Genomic DNA, 14,448 nt, shown 5'->3' with positions numbered 1-14,448 from the left:
CAAAGGGAAAAAACTACTTTAGATAGAATATTAATGACAACGGCTATTTCGAAAGCCATATTAAATGGCAGAAGCCTTATTATGCAGCGTTTATTCACCGGACTGTTATTGAAAAGGATGTAATGAACCCAATGCTAAAAGTTATCCATGTGACTAAGAAATTTAAAAACACCACAGCGGTAGATGATATCAGTTTTACCCTTGACCCAGGCACCATTGTGGGTCTGCTGGGGCCTAACGGCGCTGGGAAAAGCACTACTCTGAAAACCATAGCGGGACTTCTGCGCAAGGATAGCGGTGAAATTACCATTGCCGGCCATGTAAATACCTCTACGGAGGCTAAAAAAAGGTTTTCTTATGTGCCGGAAACACCGGAACTCTATGAAATGCTGACAGTCCGGGAACACCTGCAGTTTATTGCCTATGCCTATAATGTCCCTGACTGGGCCGAAAAAGTGACCAAACTCTTTGCCAGATATGATCTGCTCGATAAACAGGATAAGCTGGCCAAAGAGCTTTCCAAAGGGATGAAACAAAACTGCTTTTCCGGGAGTTGAGTGAACAGGGGAAAACCGTTTTTGTCAGCACACACCTGTTGGACAGTATTGAAAATCTCTGTCACCGGGTACTTGTAATGAAAAACGGCAAGATTATCGCTGACGGGGATATTGATGCTTTGCGCTCTCAATTAGCGGACGGTGCAAATTACTCTCTCGAAGAGTTGTTTTTGGGAGTGACCGGGGATGAATGACTACAGTCTCCTGATAAAAAAAGACCTTTGGACAGTAAAAAATCATATCAAAGAAATAAAAAACAATCCCAAGCGTCTCATACCATACCTGTTGGGATTGTTATGGATAGGTTCTTTGGTTTTTTCCACTATGATAAGAATAAAGCATGGCCCCACAGAAACCCAGGTTTCCCTGGGACCCCAGGTAACTGGAGCCGTCTTTACGGTCTTGATGACAGTCCTGCTTTTATATAATACCTACCGTGGCACAGTGGAGTCAGCCACCTTTTTCTCAATGGGTGATGTTCACTTCCTGTTTCCCGCACCTGTGCCGCCAAAAAAGATTCTGCTCTACAGTATGCTTAAGCAAACCCTGCAGCAGTTTTTCCTGTATGGGATAGTTATTTTCGCCCTGACACCGACCATACTGCAGGGAACCAGGCTAAACCTGCATTACGTTCATTTATTTTACCTGGGTTACATTACACCTATTTTATTGATGGCGCCACTGAATTTTTTAATTTTTCTTATCGGCAGCAAGTATAAATTACAGTCCGGACTGCAAAAGGGAATTCTGGGGTTGGCAGCTGCCGCCCTGCTCTATATAGCAATCATTGTGATTCAATCCGGGGGAACCGCCGCCGGACTGCTCCGGGGATTAAATGCCCCATTTATTAATTATCTCCCTATAGTCGGCTGGGGTAAGGCCGCATTTATGGCTCCCCTGACAAGATACAGTCCTTTTAGTACAATTGCCGTAATAATGCAGTTAATCCTGCTCGCGGCGTTAATACTGCTCTCATACCGGACAGCTGATGATTATTATGAGGATGTCCTGGGCGCAACCGAAAAGAGGGAGCTGAGGAAGAGACAGAAAAAAGGGCTGGAAAAGAGGGAGATGTTTTCCTTTTACAAAAAGAAGCAGGTCACCGTAAGGGAAGCAGGCACCGGGCCACAGGCTTTGGTTTGGAAGGCCAGGGTGGAGTCAAGCCGCGTTGACCTGCACCGATACTTTGGCTTTCTTACCATAGCCGCACTGGCCACAGGACTTGGGGTGGGATATATGGCCGGCAGGTTCCCGGCCGGTGTCGTTCCTCTTTATGTTACCAACGGTATTGCTGCCTATTTATTGTTTATTTTTTCAGCCTGGCAGAACAGGTTCACCGAATGGGGTAAGCCTTACATCTATTTGATGCCCGGAAGCCCGCTCCAAAAAATAACCGCTGTAAACCTGCAGGATATCATCAGAATGGCTATCAATGTGCTGGTATTAAATCTAGCCCTTTTGTTATGGATAAAGGCAGATCTTGTAACAGTGGGCACTATGGTCTTATTTGTGATAAGTTTCTATGCTATTACTCTCCTGTCAGGGTTCATTACCCGGGCGGTATTCCCTGATGCCATTGACCAGAAGGCATTATTTCCCCTCTTTATGATGCTGCAGATTATATTACTGCTGCTGCCCGGTCTGGCCGCCGGGGGGATTATGGCCTTTATATTCCGCACTCCATTGGCATTTTTCCAGGGTGTCGTCCTGGCAAATGCGGTGATTATCCTTATCATGCTGGCCCTGAGCAGTAAAATTTACAATTACGTCGAATGGCGGTGATTGCGAATATTATAGTGAGGCGAACGCTCTCACTTTTCGGTTTCAATTCCTTATAGGTACGCTGAAAACATAATATCCTTTGTTATTTGGCCAATACAAAACACAAGTTTCAATTCCTTATAGGTAAGCTGAAAACTAAAAACTTTTTCTCATCCTGCTTACATCTCCCAGTTTCAATTCCTTATAGGTAAGCTGAAAACGGCATTCACCGCCTCTGCCGTTATTTCAATCGATGCCGTGTTTCAATTCCTTATAGGTAAGCTGAAAACGTGGTGACTACCAGGAAGGCTCATATACTGGAAAAAAGTTTCAATTCCTTATAGGTAAGCTGAAAACACGCAACACCATTATCAGTTGAAAGTTGAGCTTCGCCGGTTTCAATTCCTTATAGGTAAGCTGAAAACTTTGACAATTTGAGAGATGGGAGATATTGGTGGATGTTTCAATTCCTTATAGGTAAGCTGAAAACGAATGCGGAGAACAGGAGGATGAAGATTAATGGAAAAGTTTCAATTCCTTATAGGTAAGCTGAAAACTTGAGTGCCTTATCGGCTTGCTCACCGTTGGCCTGGTTTCAATTCCTTATAGGTAAGCTGAAAACCTTCGGTTGTTTTGGCACATCCACAAGGTCATCTAAGTTTCAATTCCTTATAGGTAAGCTGAAAACAGGGATATTCTTTTAGTGAAGCCGCCAGATTAATGAAAAGTTTCAATTCCTTATAGGTAAGCTGAAAACTCACGGCCAGGAGGTCAAGGTCTACACCCCGACCAGGTTTCAATTCCTTATAGGTAAGCTGAAAACTTTAAACAAAGTGTTAATGTGGTGAAGTTCAAAGACCAGTTTCAATTCCTTATAGGTAAGCTGAAAACTTAACCATCCTGTCCAGAGAGTCTAAAGCTGAGTTGTTTCAATTCCTTATAGGTAAGCTGAAAACGCGGTTATGTGCATCATAGCATGATTTAGATGCTGCGTTGTTGTGATGTTTCAATTCCTTATAGGTAAGCTGAAAACAATCAAATAAATATTGCGATAAGCATTGACAAAATTCGCGTTTCAATTCCTTATAGGTAAGCTGAAAACAACAAGGCAGTTTGTGCTGTATGTGAGGCATGGCTGACGTTTCAATTCCTTATAGGTAAGCTGAAAACAATGTTGGGGGCATTGCGGGGAATGTAGTAATTGCCGGGTTTCAATTCCTTATAGGTAAGCTGAAAACAAAAACTCCTGCTATCAAGTGTGGCCTGTCCTTCATCGTTTCAATTCCTTATAGGTAAGCTGAAAACTAATGTTACATTTTTGTTGACAAAACGTAACAAGAGCATGTTTCAATTCCTTATAGGTAAGCTGAAAACCGGACAGGTCGGCTACAACAATATTACTGCCCGAGGAAGATGTTTCAATTCCTTATAGGTAAGCTGAAAACCGAACCGTCGCGGGCTGCAATACTGACCCGTGCAGCATGTTTCAATTCCTTATAGGTAAGCTGAAAACCCAGGTGTTCCAGATGATTCAGGATTACAGGAACGAGTTTCAATTCCTTATAGGTAAGCTGAAAACCATGTTTCTGCTCATCGGCGCTGCGTATCTAGTAGGGTTTCAATTCCTTATAGGTAAGCTGAAAACTCATAAGTGGCATAGGTACTGGTGGATAGGCGGCCCTCGTGTTTCAATTCCTTATAGGTAAGCTGAAAACTCAGCGTTTTTGTGCTGCTCCTCTTTGATTTTGTAAGTTTCAATTCCTTATAGGTAAGCTGAAAACGGATATTTTGTTGCAAGACTCCTTTTAGCACCAACGTTTCAATTCCTTATAGGTAAGCTGAAAACGATTTGGTTTCTGCCGCTGACCACAACGCTTATCAGCGTTTCAATTCCTTATAGGTAAGCTGAAAACTTGTCGTTTGACCAAACCACCACACCAGCCTCCTTTTGGGTTTCAATTCCTTATAGGTAAGCTGAAAACCATGGGGAATAGCCCTCAAGACGCTTGTCCGCTTCGGTTTCAATTCCTTATAGGTAAGCTGAAAACATAGCCGAAATTAGGCAAAGGCTTGATGCGCTGCCGTTTCAATTCCTTATAGGTAAGCTGAAAACTATGACCGTTACAGCAGCTGCAGGAACATTAATACTGTTTCAATTCCTTATAGGTAAGCTGAAAACGTTTCAAAAATTATTTCTATCTGTGGCATATAATCTAGTTTCAATTCCTTATAGGTAAGCTGAAAACTGTGACATTTTTTTTGGTGATATCAATACCTGTGCTGAGTTTCAATTCCTTATAGGTAAGCTGAAAACCCAGAGACATGTTCAGGTCCTCTATCTTCCGCTCCAAAGTTTCAATTCCTTATAGGTAAGCTGAAAACTGTACCGGCTGCGGCGGCAGCAGCGGCCCCCCATTTGGGTTTCAATTCCTTATAGGTAAGCTGAAAACTTGCTACAAAAGCAGAAGTTATAAACTGGATTACAAAGGGTTTCAATTCCTTATAGGTAAGCTGAAAACTTAGCTCTTTATGAAACAGATACCGTGCTGTTTATCCGTTTCAATTCCTTATAGGTAAGCTGAAAACGGAGAAAATGGTGAGCATGTAGTTCGACAGCGGGCCAGTTTCAATTCCTTATAGGTAAGCTGAAAACTAAAGAAGGGTCTGGAAAATCTACTTCTTTTTCAGGTTTCAATTCCTTATAGGTAAGCTGAAAACCCAGAGACATGTTCAGGTCCTCTATCTTCCGCTCCAAAGTTTCAATTCCTTATAGGTAAGCTGAAAACTGTACCGGCTGCGGCGGCAGCAGCGGCCCCCCATTTGGGTTTCAATTCCTTATAGGTAAGCTGAAAACTTGCTACAAAAGCAGAAGTTATAAACTGGATTACAAAGGGTTTCAATTCCTTATAGGTAAGCTGAAAACTTAGCTCTTTATGAAACAGATACCGTGCTGTTTATCCGTTTCAATTCCTTATAGGTAAGCTGAAAACCGTAGCTGACCCAAGAGTGACGGGTGGATTCTCAAAGTTTCAATTCCTTATAGGTAAGCTGAAAACCCGACGAAACACCCTTGAAGCAAATTGCAAATGCTTGTTTCAATTCCTTATAGGTAAGCTGAAAACTAAAGCCTGTCTTATCGGCATTATGGAAGAATTGTCTTGTTTCAATTCCTTATAGGTAAGCTGAAAACTGTGGCTATGGGTGATACTGAGGCGCTGTTGACTGCGATGTTTCAATTCCTTATAGGTAAGCTGAAAACGTAAAGCCTCCTGTAAGTCTTCAATGTCTGAAGGTATGTTTCAATTCCTTATAGGTAAGCTGAAAACGGTGTATGTCGGTGCCTTTGTGGCGGAATTTCCGGGTTTCAATTCCTTATAGGTAAGCTGAAAACCTACTGTTCCAGTGGTTTCGGTGCTGTCTTTTTCAAGTTTCAATTCCTTATAGGTAAGCTGAAAACCAGTGGCATCTATTACCTGAGTACTGGATGGACTGTTTCAATTCCTTATAGGTAAGCTGAAAACTTAACGGTAAAACAGCACCTGAAGCAATATGTAAAGGTTTCAATTCCTTATAGGTAAGCTGAAAACTGGGTCTGACCAGGTTGGATGTTGTCCAGGTCCAGGGGTTTCAATTCCTTATAGGTAAGCTGAAAACCAAAGTCATCACGCAGGGGGCCTTCGCCGAGGAGTTTCAATTCCTTATAGGTAAGCTGAAAACAATAGTAGGTCGGCAGGTAAGTTAAGGACTTGGTTGCAGTTTCAATTCCTTATAGGTAAGCTGAAAACGAAAACGTGGAAGAGTTTAAAACGTGGGGGCCGCTGCTGTTTCAATTCCTTATAGGTAAGCTGAAAACAACCGAAATGGCCGCGTTTGGGTCGGAGAATTACAGGTTTCAATTCCTTATAGGTAAGCTGAAAACTCTAGCCGGTACTTCTTCCCGGTTAATTGTTTCACGGTTTCAATTCCTTATAGGTAAGCTGAAAACTTGGCGAGGTTACGTTTGAAATAGTTATAGTTTTGATGTTTCAATTCCTTATAGGTAAGCTGAAAACGGAGGAACAGTTTGCAGATATCGCGGATCACTGGGCGTTTCAATTCCTTATAGGTAAGCTGAAAACAGTCCAGGCCTACTTCATGAATCGGAGCACTCTGGAGTTTCAATTCCTTATAGGTAAGCTGAAAACCTTCTTCAGATGTTACTTTTTTGATATCACTGATCATCGTTTCAATTCCTTATAGGTAAGCTGAAAACGTTGCCAGCTATCATCAGGTATCACCCCGGCTTTAGTGTTTCAATTCCTTATAGGTAAGCTGAAAACTGGTGTTAAAGTTGATGGTGTGAGACCACCTTATAAAAGTTTCAATTCCTTATAGGTAAGCTGAAAACCCGTTCCGGGGATGCAAAAATTCAGTAACAGTACGGTTTATGCGTCACCGGATAATTTTGTCATATTTTATATTACAGGTATTTCATGATGGTCACATTTATGCAAGTCTTCGTATATCAAGGCTTGATCCAATATTTACATTTGTCGTCGATCCTCCGGAAAAAATACGTTATTGCACTTAGACGACATTTTTAATTCAGATGATAACTCCCTCTCCCCCTTTTTTTATTCCAATACTTTCCCGTTCAGAATATTTGAGAGTTCGAAAGGTATAAAACAAGCAGGAATCTTCTTCAATGTTAATGATTTTTTGCAGTTCCGTCTTCAATTTTTTAAAATTCACTTCACTGATTTCCCCTTCCAGGACGGAGTTCTGCACCCAGTTCAGGTATTTCCGGGACCGCTTCAGCACTTTACTGACGCGCTTTGTATTTACATCATATACCAAAATAACGAACATTCCATCACCTACCGGCTATTTTTACCATCTGGCTACAAAGGGTTCATACTCCTTTTCGCTCATCAGGTGCTTTTGCAGTTTGTACAATTCCAACCTGATCAACCTTCTATAGGAGACTTCTCTCCCCAGATCGCGGTGTTTGATTGTAGTTTTCAGCTTATTGTCCAATTCCTCCACAAACAGTTTTTTTGCTTTATCTTTGATCATAATTCCCTCCAACCCACTTTCAAAATCTTTCTTAGCAATCATCTTTTTTGAGAGCAGGGAGAATATTACCCGGTCTATAAGGATAGGCTTAAAAATCTCTGCTATGTCCAAGTTGAGTGAAAACCTGCGGAAATTGGTAGCATGAAGGAAGCCAATCCTTGGGTCAAGGTGGGTCTTGTAAATCTCACTGAGGACTATAGTATACATGATGGAATTACCAAAACTGATTAGACTGTTTAGGTGATTCTTGGGTGGACGTCTTGTCCTTTGTTCAAAAATAAAATCTTTGTTGTCAATGATTATGTCAAAAGTTTTGTAATAACATTCCCTGGCATTGCCTTCTACAGCCATAAGCCCACAAATATCCGAACAATCGTCAATCTGCTGTTCAAATTCCCCGATTCGCTGAATATCTTTTTCCAGGTCTTTGCCCCGGTTACTGTAATATTTCAATACCTGCCTGATATTTTTTAAAGCTCCTCTTATGATAGCTCGGGCAATTTCCATTCTTTTTTCAGTATCTTGGTAAACTTGAGCCTGCTTCAGAATCATATACCCGGAATTCAAATGTTCCCGCGGATAAAAAGTACCCATGTAGTAGCCATAGTAATTGAAGTAATGCATAACAATTTCCTTCTGTGATAGTAGTTCCAGAAGCTTTTTGTTGATGTTCACTTCCCCGAAAACAAATATATCACTGATGTCCTCAATCGGAAGAAACCGGTTGGTTTCCTCACAGTGAAATTTAAGGGTATTATCCTGCCTCATTAACTCCCCATTCGAAAATATGTAAATAATTTTTTTCATCTAATCACCTGCTATGACCAGCAGAATTCAGCATAGGCGCAGTTTTTGCAGAATTTTATCCTGACCGGCTCAGGAGGCCGATCAAGATAAGCAATCCGTAAAATATCCCGTACCGCTGAATCTAACCGGGTTTTTAGTTCAACAGTCAGTTCAACTGTTTCCCGCTTCTTTTCCTTGGGAAAACAAAGTTCACCCTTGGCTTTAAGACCAGCTCTGTCCAGTTCCGACAGGTAATATGCTAACTGCATCCGGGCGCTGGCCTCAAATTTGCTGCTCTTTTTTACTTCACCGATGACCAGGCCGTCTTTACCCTTTTTTACTATGTCAAGCTTGATGTTGCCGAAACTGATTTCCTTTTTCTCACGCTGATATGTATCTTCATGGATGAAACGGCCTAAATCAACATTAGCGTTATCCTGGTCAGGCACGACATTGCGGGCCATCAGCCACACTTCGCGGTGGCAGATATAGTAGTACCAGATGAGAGTACCGGTGACGTGGAGGTCATTCACATAACCACCCCTTTTTTTCCCCCATGTTAAATCATTCGAGTGGTAAGGTCATCATCGCTGTCAATAATCCCCTCATTTCTATTATAAGGGACTTCATAGATTGGCAAACCCATGGGGTTGTCTTTCCATTTTAACTTTTTCCTTTTCCACTCAGTAATTGGCGCTTCATATAAACGCAACCGGGAATATTTTTTACGTTCCCAAAGTTCTTTCACTTCATCATAGTAGCACAGGGGGATTATACTTACTTTAATTAAATCAAATTTACGAGTTACTTTATCATCACTAATGGGCAAATCAAAAATAAATCCTTGTGGATCAACTGCACCGGCAATTTCTTTAGTAATTTTGTACCCTTCCATGTATTCTTTATTATTAAGACCTAATTCGAAACCATCATATACGAATTCCAACATTTGCTGAAGTTTTTGTTCACTTAATTGTTCCTGGTTATCTTTAACCACTTCAACAGTCCTTTCGAGTATTTGTAACGAACTATTATAAACAAAATCTCGGGCAATTTTCGAAGCCGGAAAAACAATAAACTTATAAACCCCTTCCAAGTTAAGACGGTTACAACGACCTGCTCGCTGAATTAAGCTGTCTAAAGGAGCACATTCACTATACATGATATCAAAGCTAATATCTAATGAAACTTCAATAGCCTGAGTAGCGATAACCAAATCAAAGTCAATGGACCTGCCTTCACCATCCTTTTCTCTTAATAATTTACCTTCATGCTCCTGGCGGTCCTTCATAGTATAGTTACTGTGATAACAGAGCACCTTATCTTTTAACCATATTTTTTCCCACTTTCGATAGGCAATTTGAGCAGCCTGGACATTGTTAAATACAACAGCTACTTTTTTACCTTTTTCTAAATATCCAAGGATTTCTTCTGTCATATTATCAACATCATCATCTCTATATTCCCAATGACATTTTTTCCGTCCCATAACTTCTTCTGCAACGATAGGGTTACTTAATCCCAGCATTTTTTGAAAATGCCGGCGCAGGAAGGCAGGCATTGTGGCACTCATCACACAAACCTTGCCACCCAACAATTTCACTTTTTCTATAGTAGCTGTAATTAAACCAAGAGTATACGACTGATAAGCGTGAATCTCATCAAATATTACCCGACTACCAACAAAGGCCCACTCTTTTTGGCACCAGTGTCCCGTATTAAAACCACTTGTCAACGCTTGGTCTACCGTAGCCACCATAACAGGAGCCATAAATGCCCTGAAATAGGATAACATCCTTCGTGCATTTTCAGTCTTATTATCTGCTTCTTCTACACCCTTTTGTTGTGCAAAAAAGGTATCCGCACTGGAGTGAATTAATCCACACTCATTTTCAGAAAAATAATGTGTTTTGATCCGCTCATAGAGAATATTAGAAGTTACCATGGTGGGCATAAGAAAGATTATTTTAGTCGGTTCACCATTTGTCGCCCATAACAAAGAGGCTTCCGTTTTCCCTGTACCGGTTGGAGCAATTGCCAAAATATGCCCATCTTGTTCTTCACACTTCTTATGAAAAGGCCGTTCATAATAGTCCTTACCCTCTTTAGTAACCTTCCCTTTGATTCTTCCCTTTAAAATATCACTGGTCATTTGATGATTTACAGGTAACTTTTCAGTCTCTTTCGCAGAAGCTAACCAATCGCAGTTCATCAATAGACCTCGGCTTAAAGAATACAACACCCTTACTTTTTGCCTCTCATTAAAAGGCTTTTCGCTTATTTTTGTTGAAATTAATCGACCCTGTAGTTCATATAATAATTTTTTAAGCCATTTGTTTTTGGCAAAAGTTTTTGCTACCATTGCAATATCAATTTCAAGGTTTACTCCAAAACACTGAGCAACTTCAATCACATACGCAATTTCTTGTTCATTTAAGCCAGGCAGGCTGCCCATGGCCCTTTCACGGTCAAAACTATGCCAGTCCAATTGTAAATTCTTATGGTGTCCTAATACCGCCAACAATTCCCAGGGAATCAAATATTCATTTTTCTTAAAATCATTAAAACCAGAGATAAACATAATCCAGGCAGAGGCCAATTCATGACGGAAAAATAATTTCGCATCAACGGTTTTCTCTGCAATTAGCCTTTTCATTTGTTGTTGAAAAGGAGGCAACAATTTACCCGCATCATGCAACAAAATGGCTCTTTTTGTTTTACTTTGAAATTCAGCAAGCGAAACATCCAAGGCACGGCAAATGTAAGTGAGGGCTTGCACCCGGCTGTATGTCAACTCTTCCCATATCCGGTAACACTCACCCACATGATACTTATACGTACCAGTTTCGTCCTTATTTGGTTTGGCATAATAAATATACATACACAGCACCTAACCAACCGGAATCAAAGGTATTTTTTTATTTTCAAAATTAAAAACCTGACAAGGGCTTTTCAACTGCTGTACACCGGTAAGAAAAGTAAATGGTTTATAACTACTTCCTTTTCGTTCTCCATCTTCAGTGAATACGTAATCGACAGGGAGTTGTTTTACCACAGGCAATTCGAGGGTAGTACGAACCGGAGTGTTTTTAATAGTCTGCCAGTCAAAAGAATAATCTTTCGAATAATCACCGGGTATCAAGGTTTTTTTGATACCTGTCACATCTACCGTCCCTTCAGATACAACCTGAATTTCTGACACCGCCTTAATTATGGCTATATCATCACTACTGCCCAGTGATAAAGCCCATGCCGGGGAAACAAATCCCTTACGCATTTCCTCCAAAACACTTAAAATATTGCACCCATAATATAAGCCATAAGTTACCTGGAAAAGGAATTCTCTTTTTAAAATATCTCCTCTGGTTTCCTTGCTAACAATTTTTTGATATTTCCAAAGGTCTATCCCCTTACCTGTGACTTTTTCGTTAATATCTTTAACCCCAGATCGGATATCGTTCTTTTTGAAAAATTCCCATATCTGTTGAAAATCCATACCTATTGCGGCCCCGGCAATACCTATCAAAGTAGATAAAGGTGGTAATGGAAATGTGGCATGATAAAGTTGTCCGGATGGATCACGAAAGGATGCCGTCTCAGCAGAAAGAACGACAGAAAAACCGTACATTGTTCTGCCTCCTTTCAAAATTAATAAACTTCGTCTAACCATTTTTTCATTTTCACAAAAGCTTCACCCATTGGTAAAGCCTGCTCTAAATCTTTTTCAAAAAACCCTTTACGTTCTCCTAAAACCCAATCTTTAACCACGTTCTTAAAATCATTTACTGTTGACTCAATTAGTGGCATATTAACCAAGCTGTCATTAGTAGTCAAACACTCCAGGAAAATCGGATTTTTTACCGTTAATAATGCTCCACAAATAAACTTAGGAGATATATCTGCTAAGAAACGACTCTGTCTCCCCACACCCCATAAGGTCTGAATCGCATCTAATAACACTGAAACCCGCCGCTTTTTTTCATTGTTTGATAGATTTAGTTCATAATTACTTGCATCAGCAATTCCAACTCGATCAAGCTCAACTAAAATAGTACCGCGATAAAAACCGGAGTGTATTTCACTCTCAAAAATATTTGGATTCCCTCCTGCTTTAACTCCCATATAGTTTGTAGCGAAATCCAGTTCTCCCCGGTAAGGCTCTAAAGCAATCAAAGGTGATACCCGTACCGGGCTCGTCCGTTTGATGGTCACTTTATCAGCTTGCATAAAACCAAATAAATCATCGTCAATAAACTGCTGAGGCTTACCCTGCGTAGTGGCAGCCCCTTTATCCTGCTTTGCAGTTTCTGTTTCAGAAAGCTCTTCACCTAATACGGCCAATTGCTCCCGCAAGTCGCGGCGGATAGCCTGTGAGGACTTGTATGGATACTCCTTGCCATCACTCATTTGAATTTTTTTTATGCTGGAAATATTGTCAGCTTCTTTGTCCCCTCCATTTAATGACGCATAAGATGCCTTTGTTAGGTATGTAATAGTTAAACATTTTGCCTGCATAAAAAGCCACTCCTTTTCAATCGTTATTTTAAAAACTTCTAGCCGTGTTCACATTCTTCCTTTAGTTTTACTCCTTAATCTGTGGACGCTTAAAGTTATTGTAAGTATTTAAGGCTGCCATTAGACAATAAGCTTTAAAATCTTCAAATTCGACTGCAGGTTCATGTAAAACACCATTTAGAATCTGATTAGAAACGGTAAAATTATACCTGAACTGGATACGGTTTAATTGTTCAAGAAAATCTGTAACGGTTCGCGTTTTACGTAACACAAACATATCTCCTTTAACCCGATCAAAATTACTGTCCTTGCCTTCTTTTCCAGAATCTTTTCCTTTAGCGCCAATTACAATCTGTTGCCCTAATTTCACTGCTAGCTCAATGTGCTCCTTAGTCATACCAATTCCCTCCCGAATCATCGCTTCATAATGCTGTACAAATTCGAGCATATTTCCCAGATAAGGAAATAACTGCGCCTGACATTTCCGGAACGTCAAACGTTCAAAATCCTGCAAAACACTTTTTTTCTGTAAAACCTTTTGTAATATCAGGTTCCGCCAGAGGTAATTATTAATATCAAATGCCTTGCCTTCTCTTGGTAAATATAAATCATGGAATAATTTATAAAGCAGATTATCACCGCTGGATGTTAGTTTCTGAATCTCGTTAACAAGCCTAAATATATAGGCTGTTTCCGTATAATAGATTATTTCTTTGGTGATAAAAGTCTGCCCTTTGGTCGCCACCCTTAATAACACAAGTTGGATCGGTGATTCAATAAATGGCCTGGTACAAAACTCATCTTTCTCATCTTCGGTATAATCCTCATGCAAATCCGCTTCTTCTCTTAAAAGAGTATATGTATCGTAGAAAAATGTCCACAATATTTCATAAGGCAGCTGAGCATAAAACAACAGCTTATTGTCTTGTTTGTAAGCGCCAATATTAGCACGAAAATTATCCTCGTCGAGTTTTCGTACTGCTTTATTCGAACTTAGTACAGCCTGGCTTTCTACCATTTTTTGCGCATTTCCCGTGACTAGTTGGAGAATAAAAATGTTATCTCCATTTTGTTTATAAAAAGCGCTTTCAACAGCAAATTTGCTTAAATATTCGCACTCCCAACATATTTTATCCGGTCTCTTAGCCTGAGAATTAAAAGATAAGGCAGCTGTTTTACTGGCAAATAGCAGAAACGAAGTCTGATTTACATCTGAACACACCATTTCACGCCCACAGACACAGCATATTGTTTTGTTTTTTTTATTGGGGAATAACTCAAGCTGTGGATGGCAGACCGGCGGTTTAAATAGCAACATTTTTTTGTTACCCCATAGTTTTTTATTATTGTTTTTCAAGAATTCATCCACACGCTGTTTCATTCCAGTTGAAAGCTTCGCATACTCTTCTGCTTCAGCTCTCCAACTGCTGCCTTTGGTAAATAAGCTAGGTATTGGCGTAGGTTTCCTTTTAGGTATTAGTCCCAGATCATCGGTGTCCTGGTAATAAATTACTAACTCCAAACTCTCTCGTTGTTTTTTATCAGATATGTTCCAATATCTATCTGCTAATAAAGAATAACAATCATTAAGCAGATTCCGCAAAACTTCCTTTGATGGGGCTTGAAAAGTCAAATGTTCATTTGTAACCCTAATTTTGATATCTTTGTAATCTTTAACCTTATCCCTTACCTCGACTGCAATAGATTGTAACCCAGCCAGCCCCGCATCAAACCACCAATTGTGCCTGATACTAAAGTCATGGGAAATCATCTC

At 40.3% G+C, this 14,448-nt stretch carries 10 protein-coding genes and 1 CRISPR repeat array; of the genes, 3 read left to right on the top strand and 7 right to left on the bottom strand.

The annotated features are described in order from the left end of the window. Positions 1-131 precede the first annotated feature (131 nt). From Ga0451573_RS05120 to Ga0451573_RS05110, 3 genes are read left to right on the top strand one after another with little or no spacing between them, the layout of a single operon-like run. Positions 132-557 (top strand): ABC transporter ATP-binding protein, encoded by a 426-nt coding sequence (locus Ga0451573_RS05120; RefSeq protein ID WP_231682810.1) that lies wholly within the window; start codon positions 132-134, stop codon positions 555-557. Then, positions 554-751, top strand: coding sequence for an ATP-binding cassette domain-containing protein (locus Ga0451573_RS05115; RefSeq protein ID WP_231682809.1), 198 nt, complete (start codon positions 554-556; stop codon positions 749-751). The genes Ga0451573_RS05120 and Ga0451573_RS05115 overlap by 4 nt, the downstream gene beginning before the upstream one ends. Further along, on the top strand, positions 744-2,339 hold the full coding sequence (locus tag Ga0451573_RS05110; protein ID WP_231682808.1) for a putative ABC exporter domain-containing protein: 1,596 nt from the start codon (positions 744-746) through the stop codon (positions 2,337-2,339). Before Ga0451573_RS05115 ends, Ga0451573_RS05110 begins: the two co-directional genes overlap by 8 nt. A gap of 39 nt (positions 2,340-2,378) precedes the next feature. Further along, positions 2,379-6,705: direct repeats of the CRISPR family, unit length 30 nt; unit sequence GTTTCAATTCCTTATAGGTAAGCTGAAAAC. 197 nt (positions 6,706-6,902) lie between these two features. On the opposite strand, the gene cas2 is transcribed toward Ga0451573_RS05110, so the two are convergent. The 7 genes from cas2 to Ga0451573_RS05075 form a co-directional block, all read right to left on the bottom strand. Beyond that, on the bottom strand, positions 6,903-7,166 hold the full coding sequence (cas2, locus tag Ga0451573_RS05105; RefSeq protein WP_231682807.1) for a CRISPR-associated endonuclease Cas2: 264 nt from the start codon (positions 7,164-7,166) through the stop codon (positions 6,903-6,905). A 21-nt stretch (positions 7,167-7,187) separates the two neighbouring features. Beyond that, the gene (gene cas1b / locus Ga0451573_RS05100) at positions 7,188-8,180 is read right to left on the bottom strand and encodes a type I-B CRISPR-associated endonuclease Cas1b (protein WP_231682806.1); all 993 of its coding nucleotides are present in this window, start codon (positions 8,178-8,180) and stop codon (positions 7,188-7,190) included. Positions 8,181-8,191: 11 nt separating this feature from the next. After that, positions 8,192-8,692 carry a CRISPR-associated protein Cas4 gene (gene cas4 / locus Ga0451573_RS05095; protein ID WP_231682805.1) on the bottom strand — a complete coding sequence of 167 codons (501 nt, stop codon included), beginning with the start codon at positions 8,690-8,692 and terminating at the stop codon, positions 8,192-8,194. Positions 8,693-8,718: 26 nt separating this feature from the next. Beyond that, positions 8,719-11,040, bottom strand: coding sequence for a CRISPR-associated helicase Cas3' (gene cas3 / locus Ga0451573_RS05090; RefSeq protein ID WP_231682804.1), 2,322 nt, complete (start codon positions 11,038-11,040; stop codon positions 8,719-8,721). A 9-nt stretch (positions 11,041-11,049) separates the two neighbouring features. Then, a complete protein-coding gene (gene cas5, locus Ga0451573_RS05085) occupies positions 11,050-11,787 on the bottom strand; it encodes a CRISPR-associated protein Cas5 (protein WP_231682803.1) in 738 nt (245 codons plus the stop codon). Positions 11,788-11,807: 20 nt separating this feature from the next. Then, positions 11,808-12,674, bottom strand: coding sequence for a type I-B CRISPR-associated protein Cas7/Cst2/DevR (gene cas7i, locus Ga0451573_RS05080; protein ID WP_231682802.1), 867 nt, complete (start codon positions 12,672-12,674; stop codon positions 11,808-11,810). 67 nt (positions 12,675-12,741) lie between these two features. After that, entirely contained in the window at positions 12,742-14,445 is a 1,704-nt protein-coding gene (locus Ga0451573_RS05075; protein ID WP_231682801.1) for a hypothetical protein, read from the bottom strand. Positions 14,446-14,448: the final 3 nt, after the last annotated feature.

This window comes from Phosphitispora fastidiosa (genome assembly GCF_019008365.1).
Lineage (GTDB): Bacteria > Bacillota > Thermincolia > Thermincolales > UBA2595 > Phosphitispora > Phosphitispora fastidiosa.
This window is presented reverse-complemented; position numbering and strand designations above follow the sequence as displayed.